20 protein-coding genes are annotated in these 22950 nt (G+C 72.8%); 14 read left to right on the top strand and 6 right to left on the bottom strand.

From position 1 onward, the window contains the following. The first annotated feature begins 136 nt into the window (after positions 1-136). On the top strand, positions 137-1225 hold the full coding sequence (locus K8F61_RS12240) for a lysylphosphatidylglycerol synthase transmembrane domain-containing protein (RefSeq protein ID WP_231819307.1): 1089 nt from the start codon (positions 137-139) through the stop codon (positions 1223-1225). Continuing rightward, positions 1222-2592 (top strand): polysaccharide deacetylase family protein, encoded by a 1371-nt coding sequence (locus K8F61_RS12235; protein WP_231819306.1) that lies wholly within the window; start codon positions 1222-1224, stop codon positions 2590-2592. Before K8F61_RS12240 ends, K8F61_RS12235 begins: the two co-directional genes overlap by 4 nt. Positions 2593-2604: 12 nt before the next feature. Here the strand turns inward: K8F61_RS12235 and K8F61_RS12230 are convergent, their stop codons facing one another. Both K8F61_RS12230 and K8F61_RS12225 read right to left on the bottom strand, forming a co-directional pair. After that, complete coding sequence (locus tag K8F61_RS12230; protein WP_231819305.1) at positions 2605-4614, bottom strand: DUF6541 family protein; 2010 nt, start codon at positions 4612-4614, stop codon at positions 2605-2607. A 121-nt stretch (positions 4615-4735) separates the two neighbouring features. Then, a complete protein-coding gene (locus K8F61_RS12225; RefSeq protein WP_231819304.1) occupies positions 4736-5566 on the bottom strand; it encodes a G5 domain-containing protein in 831 nt (276 codons plus the stop codon). Between the two features lie 156 nt (positions 5567-5722). Between K8F61_RS12225 and K8F61_RS12220 the strand changes: the two genes are divergently transcribed. Together K8F61_RS12220 and K8F61_RS12215 are read left to right on the top strand one after the other, a co-directional pair. Beyond that, entirely contained in the window at positions 5723-6313 is a 591-nt protein-coding gene (locus K8F61_RS12220) for a PadR family transcriptional regulator (RefSeq protein WP_219085026.1), read from the top strand. Next, positions 6313-8049 (top strand): ABC1 kinase family protein, encoded by a 1737-nt coding sequence (locus K8F61_RS12215; RefSeq protein WP_231819303.1) that lies wholly within the window; start codon positions 6313-6315, stop codon positions 8047-8049. Before K8F61_RS12220 ends, K8F61_RS12215 begins: the two co-directional genes overlap by 1 nt. Here K8F61_RS12215 and K8F61_RS12210 read toward each other — a convergent pair. Next, entirely contained in the window at positions 8046-8747 is a 702-nt protein-coding gene (locus tag K8F61_RS12210) for a hypothetical protein (protein ID WP_231819302.1), read from the bottom strand. The genes K8F61_RS12215 and K8F61_RS12210 overlap by 4 nt on opposite strands. A gap of 108 nt (positions 8748-8855) precedes the next feature. Here K8F61_RS12210 and K8F61_RS12205 point away from each other — a divergent pair, with 108 nt between their 5' ends. From K8F61_RS12205 to K8F61_RS12190, 4 genes are all read left to right on the top strand, one after another. Beyond that, positions 8856-9632 carry an alpha/beta fold hydrolase gene (locus K8F61_RS12205; protein WP_219085029.1) on the top strand — a complete coding sequence of 259 codons (777 nt, stop codon included), beginning with the start codon at positions 8856-8858 and terminating at the stop codon, positions 9630-9632. A 331-nt stretch (positions 9633-9963) separates the two neighbouring features. After that, on the top strand, positions 9964-10365 hold the full coding sequence (locus tag K8F61_RS12200) for an ArsR/SmtB family transcription factor (protein WP_231819301.1): 402 nt from the start codon (positions 9964-9966) through the stop codon (positions 10363-10365). Position 10366: 1 nt separating this feature from the next. Continuing rightward, on the top strand, positions 10367-11350 hold the full coding sequence (locus K8F61_RS12195) for an SRPBCC family protein (RefSeq protein ID WP_231819300.1): 984 nt from the start codon (positions 10367-10369) through the stop codon (positions 11348-11350). Between the two features lie 401 nt (positions 11351-11751). After that, a complete protein-coding gene (locus tag K8F61_RS12190; RefSeq protein WP_231819299.1) occupies positions 11752-13632 on the top strand; it encodes a BCCT family transporter in 1881 nt (626 codons plus the stop codon). 319 nt (positions 13633-13951) lie between these two features. On the opposite strand, the gene K8F61_RS12185 is transcribed toward K8F61_RS12190, so the two are convergent. Further along, a complete protein-coding gene (locus tag K8F61_RS12185; protein ID WP_231819298.1) occupies positions 13952-14674 on the bottom strand; it encodes a ribonuclease H family protein in 723 nt (240 codons plus the stop codon). 86 nt (positions 14675-14760) lie between these two features. Here K8F61_RS12185 and K8F61_RS12180 point away from each other — a divergent pair, with 86 nt between their 5' ends. Then, entirely contained in the window at positions 14761-15738 is a 978-nt protein-coding gene (locus tag K8F61_RS12180) for a hypothetical protein (protein WP_231819297.1), read from the top strand. 36 nt (positions 15739-15774) lie between these two features. Here the strand turns inward: K8F61_RS12180 and K8F61_RS12175 are convergent, their stop codons facing one another. Both K8F61_RS12175 and K8F61_RS12170 read right to left on the bottom strand, forming a co-directional pair. Beyond that, positions 15775-17286, bottom strand: coding sequence for a DUF4127 family protein (locus K8F61_RS12175; protein WP_231819296.1), 1512 nt, complete (start codon positions 17284-17286; stop codon positions 15775-15777). Between the two features lie 66 nt (positions 17287-17352). Continuing rightward, complete coding sequence (locus tag K8F61_RS12170) at positions 17353-18069, bottom strand: GntR family transcriptional regulator (RefSeq protein ID WP_067249035.1); 717 nt, start codon at positions 18067-18069, stop codon at positions 17353-17355. Positions 18070-18163: 94 nt separating this feature from the next. Between K8F61_RS12170 and K8F61_RS12165 the strand changes: the two genes are divergently transcribed. From K8F61_RS12165 to K8F61_RS12145, 5 genes are read left to right on the top strand one after another with little or no spacing between them, the layout of a single operon-like run. Then, positions 18164-19480 carry an ABC transporter substrate-binding protein gene (locus K8F61_RS12165; RefSeq protein ID WP_231819295.1) on the top strand — a complete coding sequence of 439 codons (1317 nt, stop codon included), beginning with the start codon at positions 18164-18166 and terminating at the stop codon, positions 19478-19480. Between the two features lie 10 nt (positions 19481-19490). Further along, a complete protein-coding gene (locus tag K8F61_RS12160; protein WP_084344792.1) occupies positions 19491-20471 on the top strand; it encodes a carbohydrate ABC transporter permease in 981 nt (326 codons plus the stop codon). After that, a complete protein-coding gene (locus tag K8F61_RS12155; protein ID WP_067249031.1) occupies positions 20458-21327 on the top strand; it encodes a carbohydrate ABC transporter permease in 870 nt (289 codons plus the stop codon). The genes K8F61_RS12160 and K8F61_RS12155 overlap by 14 nt, the downstream gene beginning before the upstream one ends. Further along, positions 21324-22037: an N-acetylmannosamine-6-phosphate 2-epimerase gene (locus tag K8F61_RS12150; RefSeq protein WP_231819294.1), complete on the top strand. Its 714-nt coding sequence runs from the start codon at positions 21324-21326 to the stop codon at positions 22035-22037. Before K8F61_RS12155 ends, K8F61_RS12150 begins: the two co-directional genes overlap by 4 nt. After that, positions 22034-22945, top strand: a complete 912-nt coding sequence (locus K8F61_RS12145; RefSeq protein WP_231819293.1) for an ROK family protein — start codon at positions 22034-22036, stop codon at positions 22943-22945. The genes K8F61_RS12150 and K8F61_RS12145 overlap by 4 nt, the downstream gene beginning before the upstream one ends. Positions 22946-22950 lie beyond the last annotated feature (5 nt).

Raw genomic sequence — 22950 nt, 5'->3', positions numbered from 1 at the left:
GGGCCCGCGCCGGCCCGCGACGCCCGGAATGACGGGGATGTCACGGAGAAGCCGTCGTCGGCGTCCCGCACGCCGTCCGGCGCGGACGCCGGGCCACCTAGGGTGCAGGGGAACGACGACGCGAGGGGAGCGGGGGATGGGCGACGCGACGCCCGCCGTGGCGGCCCCGGGGGCGCGGCCCGGCGGTGCCCGTCCTCCGCGGACCGCGATGCGCGTCGTGCGGATGGTGCTCACGTGGACCGCCGTCGCCGCCGTCTTCGTCGCCGCCGGCTTCGCCGTGCGCGCCAACGGACGCGCCGTGACCGCCGCTCTCGGCTCGTACGAACCGGTGCACGTCGCCCTTGCCGGCGTGGTCGTGCTCGCCGGGATCCTCTGCTCGGCGCTCGGCTGGCATGCGCTGCTGGACAGTCTCGGCACGCGCGTCCGGTTCCGCCGGGCGGCGCCGCTGTACTTCGTCGGCATGCTCGGCAAGTACGTGCCCGGATCCGTGTGGGCCTACGTCCTCCAGATCGCGCTCGCTCGCCGGGCGGGGATTCGCCGGACCCAGACGCTCGCGACGACGCTCGCGAACGTCGCGGTGGTCGCGGTCTCGGGCCTCGCGGTCGGGATCCTGACGATCCCGGAGCTCTCCGGCCAGCCCGCCTACCGCCCCTACCTGTGGCTGTTCGTGTTCGTGCCGGTGATCGTGGTCCTGCTGATCCCCGCCGTCTTCAACCGGCTGCTGCTGCTCGCGCTGCGGCTGGTCCGCGTGACGCCGCCCGACGCGGTCCTGCGCGTCGCCCCGCTGCTGCGCGCCGCGGGCTGGAGCGCGCTGGGCTACGGGCTCTTCGGGCTGCACCTGTGGCTGCTGCTGCCGCCCCACGCGGCGGACGGGTCCGCGCTGCTGCTGTGCATCGGGTCGATGGGGCTGGCGATGATCGCCAGTCTGGTGTTCTTCATCCTCCCCGCGGGCCTCGGGGCACGGGAGGCGGTGATCGTCGCCGTGCTCGCGCCCGCGGTCGGGACCGGTGCGGCGCTGGCGGCGGCCCTCGTCTCGCGGCTGCTGTTCACGGTCGGCGACCTCGCGCTGGCCGGTGGCGCCCTCGGCGTCGGGGCGGTGTTGCGGGCACGAGCACGGCGGGAGCGGACGGCGGGGCGGGCCTCCGTCCCGGTGCCGCCCGAGGCGTCGGCGCGGACTCCCCTCGACGAGGTCGCCGTCGTGCCGCCGGCGCGGGAGGAAGCGTGAGACGGGCGCTCGGCGGGGGAGCGCTGGTCGCCGTCCTCCTCGTGACGGCCCTGGTGGGGTGCGCGCCCGTCGCGGCGGGCTCCGGTCCGGTCCCCTCGTCGCAGGGCGCCCCGCCGACGCCCGCCCCGTCGCCGACCGCGACGGCGGCCCCGTCGGGCACGCAGCCGCGGGAGGTCGCCTATGCCAGTGCGGAGCTCGGATTCCAGGGTCGGTGGATCGTGCTCGACGGTGCGGAGGAGTTCAACCGCCGGGTCGACGGCTTCGTCCGCGCGCAGATCGAGGCCGACCATCCGGGCTTCGCCGCACGGCTCCCGGACGCCGGGGGGATCGCCGCGGGCGAGCTGGCCGAGGCCACGCTGCGCATCGACGGCACGGTCGTCCAGGACCGGGGGACCGTCCTCGGCGTGCGCCTGAGCGCGCGGCGCGAGGACGGCGTCGCCTGGCGGACCGTGTTCGCGAACACCCGCGGCGGGACCTGGGAGGGGCGAGACCTGCTGACCGAGGAGGCGCGGGACGCGCTGACCGAGCGCGTCGGCGCCGCGGCGCTGGACGGCCTCTCGTTCGACCGGGACGGCGGGATCGTGTTCGGCGAGGGATCTGCCGCGGGTCTGTCGGCGGACGAGGCGCGGGCGATGCTCACGGACGCCGGGCGGGAGGTCCAGGCCGCCGCCCAGGGCACCGCGCCGTTCGCCGGTCCCGAGGACGGCGCGGCGCCGCACGTGCCCTGCACGCTGATCGCGTGCGTCGCGCTGACCTACGACGACGGGCCGGATCCCGTCACGACGCCGCAGCTGCTCGATCTCCTCGACGCGGCCCGGGTCCCGGCGACGTTCTTCGTCGAGGGGCGCGACGCCGCCGCCCACCCGGGGATCGTGCGCCGCGCGGCCGCGGCCGGTCATGCGATCGAGAACCACACGTGGGATCACGCCGACCTCGCGCTGATCCCCGCCGAGGCGGTCCGCGAGCAGCTCTCGGCGACGGACGAGGCGGTGGTCGCGGCCGGGGTCCCGGCGCCGACGTCGGTGCGCGCCCCCTACGGCTCCGAGGGCGGAGCCGCGCGGGAGGCCGCGGGCAAACCGCTGATCTTCTGGAGCGTCGACAGCTTCGACTGGGAGAGCCTGGATCCGGCCGTGTTCGTGCCGCGCGTGTTGGACCGGATCGAGCCCGGGGGCGTCGTGCTCATGCACGACGTGCATCCGTCCACGATCGCCGGACAGCAGGAGCTCATCGACACGCTCCGGGAGCGCGGCTACACGTTCGTCACGGTCCCTCAGCTGTTCGCCGGGATCGACCTGGTCGCGGGCGAGGAGTACGCGTGCCTCGGCGAGGGGACCGGGGACACCGGGCGCAGCTGCGTGATGCCCTGACGCGTCGGGGCCTCAGCCGAGGCCGCAGGCGGTGATGCGGAACAGGCGTCGCTCGCCGTCGGCGAGGACCTCCTCGAATCCGGGGCCGCCGGTCACCGTCCCGATCCCCGGGTAGCGTTCCGCCTCCGGGAACCCGCCGACCACCCGGCCGAGCTGGATCACCCACCGCACGCCGGTGCGCTCCAGGGCGGCGCACACGTCCGGACGGGAGGGGGCGTGGACGAGGTCCGCCATGAGCAGCAGGTCGTCCTCGGAGTAGGTGTAGTTGAGGTGCGGGATGAGCACGGGGACGCCGGCGAACGCGTAGAGCTCGGCGCTGCCGTCATAGGGGTTGTTCGCGACGATCTCCCCGTCGGGGACGACGTCGGCGACGCGCTGCATGAACGCGATCTCCCCGGGGCCGACGAGGTCCGCGTCCTCCGTCAACACGTACGCGTTCCGCGTCATGCCCACCTCGTGGTCGATCACCCGGACCTGCGTGAGCGGGATCAGCGCGACGACCGCCAGGACGGTCACGACGGGCACGAGCGCGGGCAGGGGCGCACCGCGGAGGCGGCCGACGGCCGCGGTGGCGGCGGAGACGATCGCCGCGGCGCCGAGGGCGGCCAGCGGCACCGCCGGGATCGCGAGAAGAGCCGCGATCCGGAACCAGTCCTCGTACCAGGGGCCGGTCACCGCCGTGCGGAACGCCGAGCGCGGAAACCCCGTCACGACGACGTACAGGAACCCGGCGACGGCGTAGGACAGCGCCAGCCAGAGCAGGTCGCGCCGGCGCACGGCGATGACGACGACGGCCACCGCGATGCAGCCCGCGGCGGCGACGGCCACCGGACCGCCGACCGGAGCGGAAGCCAGGAATCCGAGGACGGCCTTGCCGAGCGTGTGCGGCGTCTCCCATCCCGGGAACCCGTTGCGCGGCCGGGTGACGATCCACACGCCGACCACGGCCATCGCCGTCCCCGCCGCTGCGAGGACCGGGAGCAGCGGTCCGCGTCCGGCGGCGCGGCGGATCCGCGCCCAGCGGACGATCGCGGCACCGACGGCCGGGACCGACAGGCCGATCACGGCGACGGCGACGCTGGGATGGCAGAACGCCAGTCCGGCCGCGGCCAGCACACCGAGCAGGAGCGCGCCGAGCCAGGAGGACCGGTCGGCGCGGGCGAGGCGGAGAGCGGACAGCACGAGGGCGAGCACCCCGGGGGCCAGCGCGACGCCGCAAAAGTACGGCAGCACGGTGCCCCACTCCAGCAGCCGCAGCGGGAAGACCGTGAAGGCGGCGGCGAACACGCCCGCGAAGAGGAGAACGCGGGGGCGCGGTCCTGCGGCCGCCCGGGTGAGCGCGAGCACGCCGACGGACCAGACGACCGCGGCGAGGGCGACGTTGGCGGCACTGATCGCGAGCGGGATCTGCCAGGGGCCCGCCGGCAGGGTCTGTGCGACGAGGGCGACCAGATCGTGCCACCCCGCGGGGTAGAACGCCAGCACGCCGTCGGCGTGGCCCATGAGCACGCCCATGGTCAGCGACGAGCCGTCGCCGGTGTCGAGCGTGCGCCGCACGCCGTTGAGGTGGAAGACGATGTCGAAGCGCTGCGAGAAGTTCCGAGGGCCGATCAGCGCCTCGGTCACCCGCCAGGTCAGCAGACCGACGGCGATCACGAGCGCGCCGCCGAACGCGAGGCGGCCGAGCCCGGTTCGGGCGTTCGCCGCGGAGGCGTGGCCGTCCGCCGGGCCGGTCCGTGCGGGGCGCGGGGCGGGTGGCGCGATCCGGCGGACGAGCAGGCCGATGCCGCCCGCGACCGCGAGCGCGACGCCGGTCCCCGCGGCGACCGGCCCGTACCCGAACGGCACGCCGAGCCGCTCGGCGACGACGGCGGATCCCGCCACGACGGCGAGGGACGCGGCCGGGGCGGCGCCCGCCGCGAGCGCCCCGCGGACGCCGAGCAGCAGGGCGCACGCCGCCCCCGGGAGGAACAGGATCGCGAGGGCGACGAGGATCTGCGGGACGACCTCCACCCACGCCATGGATCGTCCCCTTCCGTCGGCCGGAGTCTACCGACGCGCCCCCGCCCGCTCGCCCGCCGCGCTCCCTCGCCGCCGATCCCCGCGGCGCCGGGTGCGGGATTCCCCGTACCGACCCCGTGGATCAGTCACATGCGATCCCGTCTCCGTCCCGGTCGAGGTCGTACTCGTCCGGGCCGACGACGGAGAGCGGTCCGGCGACGTAGGACGGGCCGTTTCCTCCTCCTCCCTGGCAGTCGACGTCCGAGTCGATCGGGACGCACACCCCGGCGTAGCTCGGGTGGCATTCCGGCCCCGTCGGTTCCTGGGCGGCGAAGGGGACAGGCTCGGCCGCGGGCGGGATGCGCGTCCCAATGGCGGTGACTTCGGCAACCGGTTCGGCGAGAACGGTCTCTCCGACGATCTCCCGTGAGACCTCGACACCGCCGACGGTGCCGATCCGGAACACGGTGAGCCTCGTCCCGACCTGACCTGCCGTGATGACCGCGGTCGTCCCCTCATCGAGGTCGGCGGACTCGACGGTCGTCCGCTGGAAGTCGATGTCGGAGCGGACCTCGACGTCGGCGTACGTCGTCGGCTCCGGGCTGGGTGTGCTCGGCGCAGCCGCGACGAAGCCCTGCGGTGTCGCCGACGCCGACGGCGTGACGGAGGCCGGGCGATCCGCCGTCGACGGGCCCGTGGTCGCGGCGTTTCCCGTGCTGCCTCCGATGACGAGCAGCACCACGGCGCCGAGCGCCGCCCACCCGGCACCGCGTCCGTGGACCCCGAGTCGCGGCGCTGCGCCTCGGACGATGACGACGCCGGCGATGGCTGCCAGGGTGAGGCAGAGGACGATGAGAACGGGCAGTGCCCATCGCGCGAGGAGACCGCCGAGGACGACCACGCCGAGGGCGGACAGCGGCAGGATCCACCACCGGCGACGTGTCGAAGGCGGTGCGGGGGAAGGAGCGGTCATAGAGGCATCATCGTGCGTCCGTCGTGCTTCCGCCACTCCGGTATATCGTTCGGGGGATGCGTGGAACGGGGCAGCGCCAGGTGCTCCGCCCCTTCCCCGGCGACAGTTAACGACATATCGTTGAGTATCGTTCACGATCCGACACGGGAGGTCATGATGAGCGGCGCATTCGGTTCCGAGGGGTTCGGCGGTTTCGGCGGGCTGGGCGGTCGGGGCGGTCCCGGCGCGGCGATCTGGGAGGCGATGGAGCAGCTCCGATCCGCGTTCGATCAGCGCCCCAGTGCACCCACCCGCATGGCGCGCGGGGACGTGCGTGCGGCGGTGCTCGCGCTCCTGGCCGAGCAGCCCATGCACGGCTACCAGATCATCCACGAGATCGAGGAGCGCAGCGGCGGGGCGTGGAAGCCCAGCGCCGGATCGGTGTACCCGACGCTCCAACTCCTCGCGGATGAGGGCCTGATCGTGGCCGAGGAGCTCCGCGGCCGCAAGACGTACTCCCTCACCGACGACGGGCGCGAGGTCGCCGACGAGGCGGCCGACCGGCCCGCGCCGTGGGAGGGCAGCGGCGGCGGCACACGCGAGGGCGAGCGCGGACGCTCGCACACCGCGCTGCCGAAGGCGGGCATGGACCTCGCCGGCGCCGCCGCGCAGGTCGCCCGCACCGGCACGGCCGCACAGGTGGACGCGGCGGTGACCGTGCTCGAGGATGCGCGTCGCAAGCTGTACGCGATCCTGGCCGACGCCTGATGGCCGATCGCGTCCCGGAGGCCGCACGCGGGCCGCACCGGGCACGCTACCGGCGCATCCTGCTCTTCGCGGCGCGCGCCATCGTCCAGACCTGGTGGTTCGAGCTCGTGCTTCCGCGACTCGGTCTGGTCGCCGTCGCGGAGCGCACCCGCGAGGGGCGGATGCTGCGACTCGCGCGGCGGTTCCGCGACCTCGCGGTCGAGCTCGGCGGGCTGATGATCAAGGTCGGGCAGTTCCTCTCCTCGCGCCTGGACGTGCTCCCGCCGGAGATCACGGCGGAGCTGGCCGATCTGCAGGACGAGGTCCCCGCGGTCCCCTTCGACGACATCCGCGCGCTGGCCGAGGCGGAGCTCGGGGTTCCGCTGAGCCGTGCTTTCGCGGCGTTCGATCCCACACCGGTGGCCGCGGCGTCGCTGGGGCAGGCGCACCGGGCCGTGCTGTCCGCCGAGGACGCCGCCGACACCGGGCTCGAGGCGGTCGTCGTCAAGGTGCAGCGGCCCGGCATCGATGCGGTCGTGGCCGTCGACCTCGCCGCGCTGCGCCGCGTCGCCGGGTGGCTGAGCCGGGTGCGGATCGTGTCCGACCGCGTGGACGCCCCGGCGCTCGTCGAGGAGTTCGCAGCCACCTGCCGCGAGGAGATCGACTACCTGCACGAGGCGTCGAATGCGGAGCGGTTCGCGGAGTGCGTGGCGTCCGACGCCCGCGTGGCGGCCCCGCAGGTCGTGTGGGAGCGCACGACGCGGCGGGTGCTCACGCTCGAGGACGTCACCGCCATCAAGATCAACGACACCGTCGCCCTCCGCGCCGCGGGGATCGATCCCTCCGACGTCGCCGACGTGTTCGCGGACGTGATGCTCGACCAGGTGTTCACGCACTCGTTCGTGCACGCCGACCCGCACCCGGGCAACATCTTCGTGACGCCGCTGCCGCAGGGCGATGCGGCGGGCTCGGCGCCGGGCCATGCGGCCGGCTCGGTGCCCTGGCGCCTCACGTTCGTCGACTTCGGGATGATGGCCGAGGTCCCCGACGGCATCCGGGACGGCCTGCGCACGCTCGTCATCGCCATCGCCGCCCGGGACAGCCGGGGACTCGTGGCGGCGGCGCAGGAGATCGGCGTGCTCCTGCCGTCGGCCAGCACCGTGGAGCTGGAGCGCGCGCTCACCGCGCTGTTCGCCCGCTTCGGCGGCATGGGCTTCAGCGAGCTCCGCCACGTGGACCCGAGGGAGTTCCGCGACTTCGCGGTGGAGTTCGGCGACACCGTGCGGGCCCTGCCGGTGCAGTTCCCGGAGAAGCTGCTGCTGCTCATGCGCGCCGTGGCGCTGACGTCAGGCCTGTGCAGCGCGCTCGAGCCGGAGTTCAACCTCTGGGATCCGGTCGAGCCCTACGCCACCCGGCTCCTGCGCGACGAGAGCGGAAACCTGGCGCAGGACCTCGGGAAGCAGGCCCTGGCGAACGCGGGGGTGCTGTGGCGGCTGCCGCAGCGGGTGGACTCGCTGATCACGCGGTTCGACGCCGGGACCCTCACCTTCGACACGTCGCCGCTGGAGCGCCGGCTCGACCGGCTGGTGAGCATCGGGCGGCGGGCGGTCTCCGCGGTGCTGTTCGCGGCGCTCCTCATCGGCGGGACCCTGCTCCTCGGCCCGGTGCCGGTGCTCGGCTGGATCCTCGTCGGCGTCTCGGTCCTGCCCCTGCTGCACGCCCTGTTCGCCGGCGTCGCCGGCCGCGGGCCGCGCTAGCGCCGTCGCTCCGTGTCGGGGAGGGGAGGCTCGCCGTCCTTGCGCCGGTCCGCGGCGGCGACGCCCTCCCGCATCGCGTCGCGGTCGGCCCGCGACCACGGCCCCGACGCGGCGAGCGGGATCTCGGTCAGGAAGCGGCGCTCGGGCTCGGGGATCCGTTGCACGAACGCGTCGGGGTCGCTGCCCGCGAGGGCGTACAGGGCGGGGCCGTCGGCGTAGAAGAGATCGGTGACGACGAGTCGCCCGTCCGATCCGCGCATGACGTTCGCGGGGTTGTCGTCGAGCGGGCCGCACCAGGGCAGTTCCGCGCGGGCCCGGTCATGGATCCGCTGCACGATGCCCGCGAGCTCCTCGGCCGGTGCGGCACCGCTCGCCACGGCGCGATGGAACGCCGACGCCTCCTCCTCCGGCACGGCGGCGAGCCACTCCATCACCTGGAGGTCGCCGCCGCCGGCGAGCCGCCGGTGCGCATGCAGCCGAGGCACCTGGCGGGTGTGCGCAGCCGCGCGGTAGAGCTCCGCGGTGTACGGGCCGGTGGGGTCGAACGGGCTGATCCGGACCGCCAGCTCGCCGTCCGGCGATCGCAGGGCGATCGCCCAGTCCCCGGCCCCGCACGGCGTCCACCCGGCGTCGAGGAACGCCCGTTCGGCGTCGCGGTGATCGGCTGAGGCGGCCAGCTCGGCGAGGGTCTCGTCCATCCCCTCAGTCTGACGCCGCGCTGCGGCCGCGGACGCGGGATCCCCTCGGGATGGTGGCGGAGGGGGCGGCGACGCGGCGATGTCGGACGCCCGTGGTTGTATGACGACATGAGCATCGCAACGTCGGCAGACGGCACTCCCATCGAGTTCTCGGCGACCGGAGACGGCCGAACCGTCGTGATCGTGAACGGGGCCCTGTCGAGGGCGGAGGACGCCGCGCCGATCGCCCGGGCGCTCGCCGATGCCGGTCTGCGTGCGGTCACCTGGGATCGCCGTGCCCGCGGCGGGAGCGGCGACCGGTCCGGCTCTACACCCGACGACGAGGTGGCCGACCTGGCGGCGGTGATCACGGCGGCCGGCGGGGCCGATGCCGTCCTCGGCCATTCCTCCGGGGCCGTGCTCGCGCTCTATGCCGCATCGCAGGGCGTCCCGACCGGCGCGCTCTTCCTCTCCGAGCCGCCGATCGATTTCGACGGCTCCGGTGCGCAAACGCCGGAGCTCGCGGAGCGACTGCAGGCGCTCGTCAGCGACGGGCGGCCCGGCGACGCGATCGAGACCTTCCAGATCGAAGCGGTCGGGCTGCCTCGCGAGATGGTCGAAGCCGGCCGCACGAACGGCATGCTCGCCGCCCTCACGGCGCTCGCGCAGTCCACGGTGTACGACACACGACTGGTGTATCGGATGCGCCAGCCGAGCGCCGAGCTGCTGGACGTGAAGCGTCCCGTCACCGTGCTGCGCGGTGAGCAGACCTTCCCCTTCCTGATCGCCGCGTCGGACTGGGCCGCTGGGCAGATCCCCGGTGCGGAGCTCGTCATCGTGCCCGAGTCGGTCATGCACCGGGTCGACCCGACCGCGACGGCTCGCGTGATCTCCGCACGACTCTGACGCCTCGTCCGCGGGTTGCGGGTTCGCGGACGCGGAGCCCGTCCCGGCCACGCGCGTGAGCGAGGTCGCCGAACGAGGTGACCGCGCGCACGTCGTCACGTCCCCGCCGTGGCGGAGGCGCGTCGCTCGTGGGCGGCGTGCACCTGAGAGGATCCCCTTCTCCACCTCGCCCGTCGGCGGTATCGCGAGGGGGGGTAATCACGACACGTCGTCACGGACCCGCCCCGATGCCGACGGCGCTGTTCTCCCGTGCGCCGACCGGCCCCGCCGTCTCGGCCAGGTCCGACGAGGGTCTTGACACCCGGAGGTCGCGGGCATAACGTACAACCAAATGGTTGCACAACGAGAACTCGACGAGACGGAGATCGACCGTGTCTTCCACGCACTGGCGGCCTCGACCCGGCGCGACATCCTGCGCCGGACCATCGACCGCGAGCAGTCGGTCTCCGCATTGGCCCGTGACTACGACATGTCGTTCGCCGCGGTCCAGAAGCATGTGGCCGTCCTGGAAGAGGCGCGGCTCATCATCAAGCGCGCCGAGGGACGCGCGCGGCTCGTCCGCGCCAATCCGGACATGATCGCCCGCGCCCGCGCTCTGCTCGCCCGGTACGAGGAGCTGTGGCGCGCCCGCATCTCGCGCCTCGACGACCTGCTCGCCGCCGAGGGCTTCACCGGCCCGACCGGCGGGCCCTCCCCCTCATCCGATTCCGCATCACCCCACCGAGGAGAATGACATGCCCGTCATCGACGTCACCACCGATCCCGAAGCCCTGACGATGACCGTCACGGCTGACTTCGCCGCACCCGTCGAGCGCGTGTGGAACGCGTACAGCGACCCGCGTCAGCTCGAGCGCTTCTGGGGCCCTCCCGGGTGGCCTGCCACGTTCACCGCCTGGGACCACCGGGTCGGCGGCCGGGCCGTCTACTCGATGAACGGCCCGCGCGGGGAGAAGTCGTCCGGATCCTGGGAGTTCCTCGCGATCGAGGCACCGAACCGGTTCGAGGTCCTGGACAGCTTCGTGGACGACGAGGGCGCGCCGCTCGACGGATTCCCGGCGATGCGGATGACCTTCACCTTCGAGCCCGCCGGCGACGGGACGCGCATGGTCACGACGAGCTACTTCGACTCGGTCGAGGCGCTGGACCAGGTGGTCGAGATGGGCGCCGTCGAGGGGACGAAGATGGCCATGGCCCAGCTCGACGCCGTCCTGCAGGACCTCCGGGAGTACGCGCAGGGCAAGGGCACGCGCGTCGAACTCCTCGACGACACCCACGTGCGGATCACCCGGCTCGTGGAAGGGCCGCGCGAGCTGGTGTGGCGCGCGCACATCGAGCCCGACCTCGTGCGGCAGTGGATGACCGGTCCGGACGGCTGGGTCATGACCGAGTGCGTCCCCGCCACGACCGTGGGAGAGACGCACCGCACCGCGTGGGCCCCGGTCGAGGGCACCGAGGGCGAGGCGTTCGGGTTCGAGGGCGAGGTGCTGCTCGTGGACGCCCCGCGTCGGGCCGTCACGACGGAGCGCATGCAGGGGACGGACGGACCGACGACCGTCAACGACCTCAACCTGTACGAGGAGGACGGGGCGACCCTCATCACCGTCCTGATCGAGTACCCGGACAAGGAGACGCGCGACATGATCCTCGCCACCGGCATGGCCGACGGCATGGAGGCGTCGTACTCGCGTCTGGAGGACACGGTTCTGACCCCGGCCTGATCCGGGGCCGGTGCGCGCGTTTCGTCTCGTCGCTGCGCTCCTCGCTCAACGACCGGTGTGGGTTCCCGGTCGTTGAGCGAGCGGAGCGAGACGAAACGGTGTGTGGGCTTCCGGTCGTTGAGCGAGCGTAGCGAGACGAAACGTCGCGACCCGCACCCGTCCGCCGCCACGGCGGCCGGGCTGGGAGCGGCGGTGACCGCGTGTCAGGATGGATTTCCATGGACACCCCGGACGAGAAGGAAACGACGCGCTCCGACGCTCACGCCACGCCGGCGGGCCCCCGGCCCCCGGTGGTCCGAGGATCCGCTGCCCCGCCGCCGAGCGTCCCGCCGGGCTCGCCCGCTCCTCCAGCTCGTCCCGCCAACAAGGCCACGGAAGCGGCACGCAAGATCGTCCGGGACATGTCCGCCGTCCCGCCGCGAAGCGTCCATCCGGCCCTGATCCCCGGCGTCGCCGTCGAGGAGACCGGGCGCACCTACCGGACGGATCCGCTGGTCTTCGGCATCGCGGTCACGCTCACCCTCGCGTTCATCGCCTGGGGCGTCTTCGCCGGCGACAACCTCTCCGGCACCACCAAGACGGTGCTGGACTGGGTGGTGGAGCACCTCGGGTTCTTCTTCACCACGATCGCCACCGTCGTGCTGGTGTTCATGCTGTTCGTGGGATTCAGCCGCTACGGGCGGATCCCGCTGGGCCGCGACGACGAGCAGCCCGAGTTCTCGCTGTTCTCCTGGATCTCGATGCTGTTCGCCGCGGGCATGGGCATCGGCCTGGTGTTCTGGGGTGCCGCCGAGCCGCTCACCTTCTACGAGAGCCCGCCGCCGGGCACCGTCGAGGCGAACACGCTCGAGGCCATGCACCAGGCCCAGGCGCAGGTGCTTTACCACTGGGGCCCGCAGGCGTGGGCCTTCTACGCGCTCGTAGGCGGCGCGATCGCCTACGGCGCCTACCGGCGGGGCCGCACGCCGCTCATCTCGTCGATCTTCGCGCCGCTGCTCGGCGAGGACCGCACGACCGGCGCCGTGGGCCGCACGATCGATGTCTTCTCCATCATCGTCACGCTCTTCGGCACGGCGGCGTCCCTCGGGCTCGGCGCACTGCAGATCGGCCACGGGATCGAGATCGTGGCCGGGATCGGGGAGATCGGCAACGGCATCCTGATCATGGTGATCGCCGTGCTCACCGCGTGCTTCATCGCCTCGGCGGTCTCGGGCGTCTCCAAGGGGATCCGGGCGCTGTCGAACATCAACTCGGTCGCCGCGATCCTCCTGGCCCTGTTCGTCTTCTTCGTCGGGCCGACGCTTCTGATCCTCAACGTCATCCCCGCGGTGGCGGCGGAGTTCATCGGGGACCTTCCGCAGCTCATCGGACGATCCGGATCCCAGGGCGAGGCGGCGCAGGCGTTCCTGTCCAGCTGGACGATCTTCTACTGGGCGTGGTGGATCTCCTGGTCGCCCTTCGTCGGCATGTTCATCGCGAAGATCTCCCGGGGGCGGACGCTGCGGCAGTTCGTGTCCGTCGTGATCCTGGTGCCCTCGGTGATCTCGCTGATCTGGTTCGCGATCTTCGGGACCACGGCGATCGACCAGCAGCGCGACGGCGCCGGGCTGAAGACGAACCCGCCGGAGGAGGTCCTCTTCGGAGTCCTCGAGAACCTGCCCTTCCCGCTCGTGACGAGCGTCGCCCTGATCCTGCTCATCGCGATCTTCTTCATCACCGGCGCGGACTCGTCGTCGCTCGTGATGGGGACGCTGTCGCAGCAGGGCCGTCCGGAGCCCGCCCGCTGGGTGGCCGCGACCTGGGGGACGCTCGTCGGTGTGATCGCCGCGGTCCTGCTCGTCTCGGGGGAGGAAGGCAGCGGTCTGAAGTCGCTGCAGAACGTGACCATCATCGCGGCCCTGCCCTTCGCGATCATCATGGCGTTCATGATGATCTCGTTCCTCCGCGACCTGCAGCGTGATCCGCTCATCCTCCGCGACAAGTACGCGGTGCGCGCGGTGCGGCACAGCGTCCGCTCGGGCTTGGAGGAGTACGGCGACGACTTCGCCCTCGTCCCCGTCGAGTACGACCATTCGACGGACGACATCGCCTGGGTGGACGAGGAGGACGTCGACGACAGCCTCGCCGAGGTGTACCAGGCGGCGACCGAGGCGATCGACGTCATCCCGGTGGACGCCGAGGAGGTCCAGGCCGACGAGACCGGATCGGGCCCGGCGGCCGGTGCGGCGGAGCCCGGTGCGGAGCCTGGTGCGGCGGAGGAGGAGCGCCCGCCCGCCCCCTGACACGCGTGCGTGTCGCTCGGACGCCGTCGTCGCGCAGTGCGGGTGGGCGCGTTTCGTCTCGTCGCTGCGCTCCTCGCTCAACGACCGGACGCGGAGTTCGCGCGTTGCGGCGGACGCTGGTGTGGGTTCCCTCCGCGGGAGGCGCGGTTCTCCGCGTCAGGGGTGACCCGGCGTCGGTCGTTGAGCGACACTTCGACTCGCTTCGCTCGCTCAGTGCGGGTCTCCGCGAGACGAAACGTGGTGACCCTGACCGGTCGTTGAGGGACACTTCGACTCGCTTCGCTCGCTCAGTGCGGGTCTCCGCGAGGCGAGACGCGATTCAGATCAGACGGCGCAACGCCTCCTCCAGGGGGATCCCCTGGGCGTCGGCGCGATCGCGAAGACGCGCGTGCTCGTCGGAGGACAGGGTGACCCGCAGTTCGATCGGCGGCACGACCGCGGCGTCGAGCCCGTCGAGCAGATCCGCGGTCTCGGCCCAGAGCGGGGTCGCCGCGACAGCCGGAGCAGCCGCGCCCGTGGCGGTCGCGGCGGAAGCGGGAGCCGACACCCCGGAGCCGGGGGCACCGACTGGGGCCTCGACGCGGCGGAAGCCCGGACCGCGCTGCGGCTCCTCCTTCTTCTGATAGGCCTTCGCCGCCGCGTTGGCACGGGCGTCGGCGGCCTCGTTCCGCGGGTGCCCGGCGTGGCCCTTGACCCACGAGAACGACACCTCGCGGCCGCGCATGGCCTCGTCGATCCCCTCCAGCAGGTCCCGGTTGAGCACGGGCCCGCCGTCGGCCTTCCGCCAGCCCCGGCGCTTCCAGCCCGGCATCCACTTGGTCACCGAGTCGATCACGTAGCGGCTGTCACATTCGATGACGAGCTCGTCCTGGATCCCCGCCGTCGCACGCAGCAGCTCGAGCACCGCCTGGAGCTCGCCCTGGTTGTTCGTCCCGTGCGCGGATCCGCCCGCGGCCCAGGTGTCCTCGTCGATGTACCAGGCCCACCCGTTGGGGCCCGGGTTGCCCAGTGCGGAGCCGTCTGCGGCGGCGGTGATCGTCATCCCTCCACCGTACGGCGCGGCGCCGACGCGGACGAAAGCCCCGGTCCGCCAGGCGCGTCCCAGGATCCTCTGGAAGCATGCCGGACATGACCGCCGTGCCGCCTCCGTCGTCGTTCGCACCGCATCCGACGACCGGCGGCTCGGGCGTGGCGGCCTTCTGCCTCGGCGTTCTCGGGGCGATGATCGGAGTCCTCCCGCAGGTCGTCGGAGGCGGACGGCTCCCCCTGCAGAACCTCTGGCCGGAGGCCGTCGGCCCCGGCGAGATGCCCTTCTCGGTGCTGCCGGTGAGTCAGTACCAGTCGACCGCCATCTTCGCGATGCTGGTGGCGGGCGGCGCGCTCGCGGGCCTCGGCATCCACGTCCTCGCCCGCCGCAGCGGGTGGGCCGCGTGGCCGGCGGCCCTGGGGCTGCTCGTCGGTCACGCCGGGGTCATCGCGCAGAGCTTCTCGGTGGTGGGACGGGGCCTGAGGATCGGATCCGAGGCGGCGGACGACCGCGCCGCGCTGTACTTCGCCGGGCTGCTGGGCGGCACGATCGCCAGCGCGCTCGTCGCCCAGGCGGCGTTCTGGACGATCTCCCGCCGTTCGGTCGGCGTCGCCGCCCTCGGCCTCGGGCTCGTCGCGGCACCGCTGGCGTCGTGGGCCGGGCTGTGGGCGGTGATGCTGGCCGGACCCGCGGCCGTCCCGCCGCTCCTGCTGTTCCTGCTCCGCTGGCTGCCCGCCGTGATCGCCGGCGCCGCCCTCGCCTGGTGCGGGCTGCGTCCTCTCGGGCGCGTCCTGACCTGGCTCCTCGTCCTCGCCGGGCTGCTGCTGATCCCCGCTCTGCTGACCGCGGTGCGCTACGCCCTGGGCCTGCGGGTGCTCGACGGCGATCTGACGGAGATGGCCGCAGCCGGAGGCCAGGTGTTCGTGCAGGCGCTCGCCGTCGGCATCCCCCTCGTCACGCTCGCGGTCGTGATGGGGATCGCCGGGCTCGTCGTCCGGGGCGTGCGCCCTGCGGCCCACCCCGCGCCGAACGCCGAGACCGTCGCGGGGACGGCCCCGGGCGCCTCCCGCGCCGAGTGACCGGAGCGGGTCCTCGCGCTCCGGCGACGGACGGCGTCACTCCAGGACGAGCCCGACCTCGAAGGAGCGCCGCCACGGCAGCGTGAGCGCGGCGATCCGCACCCCTCCCGCGGGAAGGTCGGCGTCGAGGATCCGCGTGAGCTCCTCGTGCACCACGCGCTCCGCCTCGGCCACCCGCGCGTCGTCGGCCATCGGGTAATGATCCGGGAACAGCCGCGGACCGGCGTCGACGCGGACGACGGACTGGTAGGCGAAGTCGTCGAGGAGGCGCGTCAGCAGTGCGACCCGGGCGGCGGCGGGATCGAACCCGCCGGAGCGACGGCCGATGACCGCGGCGGCGGCGACGGCGATCACGCTGCCGAGGGTGTTGCCCGCGGTGTTCCAGCCGCCGAAGGCCTCCAGCGCGTCGAGCAGGCCCGCCTCGGACAGCGCGCGGACGAGGGCCTCGTCCGCGCCGTTGGGATAGCGGACGTCGGCCAGGGCCACCCGCTCGCCGCGCGCGACCCGCTCGCGCACGAGTGCGACGGTACCGGCGACGGCGTCCTCGTCGATCGCCTCCGGCCGCCCGCGGAACATGTCGTGTCGATCGGGGTCCGGCGCGTGCAGGACGAGGGTCACGTCGGCACCGTCGGGGACCTCGTCGGCCCCCGCGGCGCGGATCTGCCGGCTCACCGACGCGGCCAGCGACATGTTCTCGTACGGCGGGACGCGGTCCAGCCCTTCCGGATCCGCGCAGGCGACCGAGAAGGACGCCCGGGCGCCCGCGAGCGTCGCGAGCGCTCGCGCGACGAGCACGGCCCCGACCTCGTCCGCGCCCGGGTACATGAGGACGCCGCGACCGGACGGCAGCATCCGCATCCAGTGGCGCAGCCAGACCTGCTCGGCGCTGCCGGCCGCGAACGGCGCGGTGTCGTCGGCGGTGATGGCGAGGAAGCCCACCGTGCCGTCCTCGGCGAGCGTGAGCGCGGAGAGGTTGACGATGTGGTTGCGGACGCGGCGCAGGGAGTAGTCGCTGACGACATGCGCGGGCACCGGCGTCAGCTCCTCCAAAGGGAGCACATCGTTCGCGTCCAGCAGGCGGTGCGCGTCGCCGCCGAGGGCGTGCAGCTCCTTGCCGTGCGCGGTCCAGTACTCCGGCTCCTCGGCGGCGGAGTAGGAGTTGCTCGCCCGGGTCACCAGCGACACGGCCGAGATCGGCAGGTCCGGTCGGGACCGGCGGATCTCGCGCAGCACGTCGAGCCGGGCGAGCACGGTCCGGGTGGAGTCGTGGCTGGTGCGGCTCGCGATGAGCCCGCCGTGCACGAGCATGTCGATCGAGACCACGAGGTGGACGGTGTCCGGATCCTGCGCGCGCTCGCGCAGCCAGGCGCCGAGCGCGTCGGCGTCTCCTGCCGTGCGGTAGGAGGGCAGGATCGAGGCCGGTGGCACGTCCAGCGCGACGCCGGCGACCGCCGCGACGTCCGCGGGGAGGCGGACGTTGACGGGCCGGTCGTCGAGGGGGAGCAGCGCGATCCGGGGGCGACGGGCGGAGGCGGGGGAAGCGGACACGAGGGCCTTTCTGAGCGGGCGAGGCGGAGGGCGAGGGGTCAGTGGCCGGGAGTCAGGGGCCGGGAGTCAGGGGCGGGCGATCGAGACCTGGTACGAGTAGCGGTCCCCGCGATAGACGGACTCGGCGTACTCGATCGGTCGGCTGCGGGCGTCGTAGGTCGTGCGCTTGACGAGGAAGGCGGGGGAGAAGGCGGGGGTCTGCAACGCCTCGGCCTGCTGTTCGTCGAGCACGATGGCGTGGATCTCCTGATCCGCGCGGACGGCGGTCAGTCCGTAGCGGGAGCGCAGGTCGTCGTAGAGGGAGTCGCCGTGGATGCCCTCCTCCAGGCCCGGGACCGCGCTCGCCGCGAGCGCGCATTCCTCCAGGCAGATGGGGACGTCGTCCGCGGTGCGGATGCGGCGGATCCGCACCACCGGCGCCCCGGGACTGAGCTGCAGCGCGTATCCGGCGGTCTGTCCGGCGGTCGCGAGCGCGATGTCGACGGACTGCGATCCGGGGCGCATGTTGCGCATCCGCATGTCCTCCGAGAACGAGGTGAGCTCGAAGGTCTTGCTGATCCGGGTGGCGCTGACGAAGGTGCCGGCGCCCTGCAGCCGGTACACGAGGCCGTCCCGTTCCAGCTCGTCCAGGGCGCGGCGGACGGTCTGCCGGTTGACCTCCAGGGCCTCGGCGAGCTCGCGTTCGGTGGGGAGGCGCTCGTGGGGCGCCAGACCCTGGTCGATCACCTCCTCCAGGTGCCGACGTACGCGCTCGTGCTTCGTCCCGGCTTCGGATGCGCCCACAGATCCTCCTTTGGTTCGAACCAATCTTGACGACAAGGTCTGTGCTGTGTCAATGTCGTTCTCCAACACCCCGTGATTGGTCTATTCCAATCTCATGTTCCTCAAGGACGAGCGGAGATCAGCGATGCACCACACCCTGAACAAGACGCGGCGCGGCCTCGTGGCCGGCGCGGTGACCGTCGCGACCGTCGCGGCGCTCGCGGGCTGCTCCGGCGGCGATGCCGGCGCGGACGGCAAGACGGAGATCACCTTCTCCTACCTCTGGGGCGGAGAGGAGGCCAAGGCGCTGGAGGAGATCATCGCCGACTTCAACGCGAGCCAGGACGAGATCGTCGTCAAGGGCGTCTCCAGCCCCGACACGCAGAAGCAGCTCACGTCCATGTCGTCGTCGAAGGGGTCCTTCGACATCTCCGACAACTTCGGCAACTCCGTCGGCGCGTGGGCCTCGAAGGGCATCCTCGCCCCGCTCGACGACGCCATCGCCGCCGAGAAGATCGACGTCGACGACTTCGTGCCCAGCGCCATGGAGCAGATGACCTACGAGGGCAAGACATACGCCCTCCCGATCGCGATCCACAGCTTCCAGCTCCTGTACAACAAGACGCTGCTGGACGAGGCCGGCATCACGCCCCCCACCACCATGGACGAGCTCGCCGCGGCGGCGAAGGCGCTGACCAAGGTCGAGGGCGGTCGGATCACCCAGCTCGGTCTCGGGTCCGCCAACGACAGCACCACGCTCACGACCCTCGGGTTCGCCTTCGGCGGCAGCTGGGACGGCGCGGACGGCCCCACGCCCGCAGAGCCCGGCAACCTCCAGGCGCTGGAGTGGTACCAGCAGAACGTGGTCGAGCCGGTGGGCGCGGACAAGATGGCCGCGTTCGTCTCGGGGCAGGGCGAGTACCTGTCCGCCCAGGACCCGTTCTTCAGCGGACGCGTCGCCATGATCATCGACGGCGAGTGGCGCTCGGCCAGCGCGGCGAAGGTCGCTCCGGAGCTCGACTGGGGCGTCACGGCGATCCCCGCGGCGACCCCGGCGCTCGCCGGCAGCACGCAGGTGACCTCCAGCACGCTGTTCATCCCCGCGAACTCGCAGCACAAGGAGGAGGCCGCGACGTTCCTGGCCTACCTGGTCGGCGAGGAGCCGATGGAGAAGTTCAGCCTCGCGCTCGGGAACCTCCCCGCGCGCACGTCGGTGGCCGGCAGCGACGCCTACAGCGACCTCAAGGACTTCTCCGTGTGGGCCGACGCGGCGTCCTCGCCCAACGCGCGCTCGCTGGCCAGCAAGCCCTACAGCGCCGAGTACGCGACCGACCTCGCGACGGCCTTCGACGAGGTCGTGCGGCTGACCGCGACGCCGGAGAAGGCGATCGCCACGGTCGAGTCGCGCATGGCGAACTACTCCGCGAAGTGACCGGTCCCCGATGACCAGCGCACTGTCGCGGGAGCGCGCCCGCCCCGGCACCGGGTCCGCCCGGCCCCGGGGCGGGCACGCCGGGGCGCGATCCCGGCGCAGCAGGAGGACGACCTTCATCGGCCTGGCCTTCGCCGCGCCCTTCATCGTCGGGTTCCTGTTCCTGTTCGCCTACCCGATCGCGGCGTCGGCCTTCTACAGCTTCACCGACTTCAACCTCTTCCAGGCCCCGGAATGGGTGGGCCTCGACAACTACGTCCAGATGTTCGGCGACGGCGTCTTCTGGAAGTCGCTCGCCAACACCGCGATCCTCACGGTCTTCGGCGTGCCGCTCGCGATCGGGATCGCCCTGGCCGGGGCGCACCTGCTCAACACCCCGGTGCGCGGTCAGCCGCTGTACCGCGCCCTCGTGTACCTGCCCTCCATCGTGCCGGTGGTCGTGGGCGGGTACCTGTGGCGCTGGCTGCTGAACGCCGAGTACGGCTTCATCAACCACTTCCTGTCCTGGTTCGGGATCACCGGACCCGCCTGGCTGCAGGAGCCGGACTGGACGAAGCCCGCGATCATCCTGATGTCGCTGTGGACGGTGGGCGGGACCATGATCATCTACCTCGCCGCTCTCCAGGAGGTGCCCAAGGAGCTCTACGAGGCGGCGGAGCTGGACGGCGCCGGCATCTGGCGTCGCTTCACGAACGTCACCTGGCCGACCGTCTCGCCGGTGACGCTGTTCCAGGTGATCGTGAGCATCATCGGGTTCCTGCAGATCTTCACGCAGCCGTACATCCTGTCCCAGGAACGGCTGAACCAGGCGGGATCGGGGCCGGGGCAGTCGATGCTCTCCTACGCGATGTACCTCTACCAGAACGCGTTCGTGTTCCTGAAGATGGGCTACGCCTCCGCGATGGCCTGGACGCTGTTCCTCGTCACGCTCGTCGTGAGCCTGATCGTGCTCGCGTCCTCCCGGAAGTGGGTGCACGATGGCTCGCGCTGACTCCCCCGTCGTCGCCGTCGCGCGTCGGCCTCGCTCCCGTCGCACCTGGCGGCGGATCCGGCAGCAGGTCTCGGTCGCGCTGCTCGCGCTGCTGTTCCTCTTCCCGCTGCTGGTGATGCTGTCGACCGCGTTCAAGACGCCCACGGACGTGTTCTCCTCCCCGCCGACGCTGCTTCCGCGGGAATGGACGCTCGACAACTTCGCCCAGGCGTTCGAGCAGATCCCGGTGTGGCGCTACCTCGCCAACACGCTGTTCGTCTCCGGGATGAGCATCCTCGGCACGGTCGTGTCCTGCCCCCTCGTCGCCTACGCCCTGGCGAAGGTGCGCTGGCGGGGCGCCCGTCCGCTGCTGATCCTGGTCCTGGCGACCATGATGCTGCCGCCGCAGGTGACGCTCATCCCGCTGTTCCTGGTCTGGAACGGGCTGGACGCGACGAACTCCTACCTGCCGCTGATCGTGCCCACGTTCCTCGGGACGCCGTTCTTCATCTTCATGATCCGCCAGTTCCTCCTCGCCGTGCCGGACGAGCTGATCGAGGCGGCCCGGCTGGACGGCGCGTCCGAGTTCCGCACCTATGCGACGATCGTGCTGCCCCTGGCGCGACCGGCGATCGTCACGGCGGCGATCTTCCAGTTCGTCTGGGCCTGGACCGACTTCCTCAATCCCCTCATCTATCTGAACGACGAATCGACCTACACGCTGTCCATCGGGCTGTACGCCTTCTTCGGTGAGAACGACGTGGCCTGGGGTCCGCTGATGGCGGCGTGCGCGATGTTCACGCTGCCCGCCGTCATCATCTTCCTCATCGGCCAGAAGTTCTTCATCGGCGGTGCCAGCGCAGGAGCCCTCAAATGACGCAACCCCTCTTCTCCCCGCTCGACCGGCTCGCCGGCGGTCTCGTCGCGTCCGTTCAGGCGACCGACGCGAGCCCGGTCCGGGACCCGGACGTGATCGCCGCGCTCGCCGGCGCGGCGCTCCTCGGCGGGGCCTGCGGGCTCCGGCTGAACGGACCGGTGGACGTGGCGCGGGCGCGGGAGCGCACCGATGTGCCCCTCATCGGCCTGCACAAGGTCGACAACGGCGTGCGCAACATCATCACGCCGACCCTGGAGCTGGCCAGGGGCCTGGCCCGGGCCGGGGCCGACCTCATCGCCGTGGACGCCACGGAAGAGGCGCTCGGCGACGACTTCGGGCTCCTCGCGGCGATCGTCGAGGAGACCGGCGTGCCCGTGATGGCCGACGTCTCGACCCTCGCCGAGGGGATCCGGGCCAGGGAGCACGGCGCCGCGGTGGTGGGCACCACGCTGTCCGGGTACACGCCCCAGTCCGCCGGGCGCGGCGACGGGCCCGACCTCGCGCTCGTGGCGGAGCTCGTCGCCGCGGGGATCCCCACCATCGCCGAAGGGCGGTACCAGACCGTCGACCAGGTCGCGCGGGCCTTCGACGCCGGCGCGCTCGCCGTGGTGGTGGGCGGGGCGATCACGGATCCGATCGCCATCACCGCGCGGTTCGTCGCCGCCACGCCCCGCGCCCGCGACGCGCTGGCGGCCGGAGGGGTGCGGTGATCGTCGGCGTGGACATCGGCGGCACGAAGATTGCCGTCGCCGGGTTCGACCGTGACGGCGACCACGTGCGCCGAGCGACGGCGACCGTCACCGCGCGCACGCCGGCGCTCGCCGGAGGCACCGCGATCCTGGAGACCGTGACCGACCTCGTCCGTGCCGCGTGCGGATCCTCGACCCCGACGGCGATCGGGGTCGGCACGGCCGGCGTGATCGACGCCGCCGGATCCGTCGCCTCGGCGACGGACGCGATCCGGGAGTGGACCGGCTTCCCCCTCGGCGCGCTCCTGGCCGAGCGGACCGGCGTCCCGACGACGGTCGTGAACGACGTGCACGCAGCCGCCGTGGCGGAGGCGCGGATCGGAGCGGGCGCCGGGGCGCGGACGCTGCTCGTCGTCACGGTGGGCACGGGGATCGGCGGCGCCGTCGTGATCGACGGCGAGCTGCACCGCGGGGCCACCGGCACGGCCGGATCCCTCGGGCACGTCGACGTCCTCGCCCCCGAGCGGCTGGCGACGCGGCGGTGCTCCTGCGGCGTCGAGGGCCACGTGGAGGCGATGGCGTCCGGGCCCGCGCTGGAGCGCCGCTTCGCGGAGAGATCCGGGTCCCCACGGCCCCTGCGGGAGGTGGCCGCCCTCGCCGTGGCCGGCGACCCGGTCGCTCTCGACGTGATCGCCGAGGGCGCGCGTCTCCTGGGGCATGCGCTGGCCAGCGCCAACGCACTCATCGACGCGGACACGATCGTCGTCGGCGGCGGCGTCGCCGAGATCGGGGACCGCTATCGCGCCGCGGTGGCCGATGCCTACCGCGAACGGGCGATGCCGGGCCCGCGGGCGGCCCGTGTGCGGGCCGCCGCTCTGGGCGTCGAGGCGACGCTCACCGGTGCGGCGCTGCTCGCGCTGGCCGCCTGAGCGCG

The sequence above is a fragment of the Microbacterium resistens genome (genome assembly GCF_021172025.1).
Taxonomy (GTDB): Bacteria; Actinomycetota; Actinomycetes; order Actinomycetales; family Microbacteriaceae; genus Microbacterium; species Microbacterium resistens.
This window is presented reverse-complemented; position numbering and strand designations above follow the sequence as displayed.

What these genes read in the sequence shown, in the direction of transcription:
- K8F61_RS12190 (WP_231819299.1), top strand. Translation starts at nt 11,752, where the DNA reads ATGTCCGCCGTCCCGCCGCGAAGCGTCCATCCGGCCCTGATCCCCGGC.
- K8F61_RS12185 (WP_231819298.1), bottom strand. Translation starts at nt 14,674, where the DNA reads ATGACGATCACCGCCGCCGCAGACGGCTCCGCACTGGGCAACCCGGGC.
- K8F61_RS12150 (WP_231819294.1), top strand. Translation starts at nt 21,324, where the DNA reads ATGACGCAACCCCTCTTCTCCCCGCTCGACCGGCTCGCCGGCGGTCTC.
- K8F61_RS12180 (WP_231819297.1), top strand. Translation starts at nt 14,761, where the DNA reads ATGACCGCCGTGCCGCCTCCGTCGTCGTTCGCACCGCATCCGACGACC.
- K8F61_RS12205 (WP_219085029.1), top strand. Translation starts at nt 8,856, where the DNA reads ATGAGCATCGCAACGTCGGCAGACGGCACTCCCATCGAGTTCTCGGCG.
- K8F61_RS12240 (WP_231819307.1), top strand. Translation starts at nt 137, where the DNA reads ATGGGCGACGCGACGCCCGCCGTGGCGGCCCCGGGGGCGCGGCCCGGC.
- K8F61_RS12215 (WP_231819303.1), top strand. Translation starts at nt 6,313, where the DNA reads ATGGCCGATCGCGTCCCGGAGGCCGCACGCGGGCCGCACCGGGCACGC.
- K8F61_RS12220 (WP_219085026.1), top strand. Translation starts at nt 5,723, where the DNA reads ATGAGCGGCGCATTCGGTTCCGAGGGGTTCGGCGGTTTCGGCGGGCTG.
- K8F61_RS12195 (WP_231819300.1), top strand. Translation starts at nt 10,367, where the DNA reads ATGCCCGTCATCGACGTCACCACCGATCCCGAAGCCCTGACGATGACC.
- K8F61_RS12165 (WP_231819295.1), top strand. Translation starts at nt 18,164, where the DNA reads ATGTTCCTCAAGGACGAGCGGAGATCAGCGATGCACCACACCCTGAAC.
- K8F61_RS12160 (WP_084344792.1), top strand. Translation starts at nt 19,491, where the DNA reads ATGACCAGCGCACTGTCGCGGGAGCGCGCCCGCCCCGGCACCGGGTCC.
- K8F61_RS12200 (WP_231819301.1), top strand. Translation starts at nt 9,964, where the DNA reads ATGGTTGCACAACGAGAACTCGACGAGACGGAGATCGACCGTGTCTTC.
- K8F61_RS12155 (WP_067249031.1), top strand. Translation starts at nt 20,458, where the DNA reads ATGGCTCGCGCTGACTCCCCCGTCGTCGCCGTCGCGCGTCGGCCTCGC.
- K8F61_RS12225 (WP_231819304.1), bottom strand. Translation starts at nt 5,566, where the DNA reads ATGACCGCTCCTTCCCCCGCACCGCCTTCGACACGTCGCCGGTGGTGG.
- K8F61_RS12230 (WP_231819305.1), bottom strand. Translation starts at nt 4,614, where the DNA reads ATGGCGTGGGTGGAGGTCGTCCCGCAGATCCTCGTCGCCCTCGCGATC.
- K8F61_RS12210 (WP_231819302.1), bottom strand. Translation starts at nt 8,747, where the DNA reads ATGGACGAGACCCTCGCCGAGCTGGCCGCCTCAGCCGATCACCGCGAC.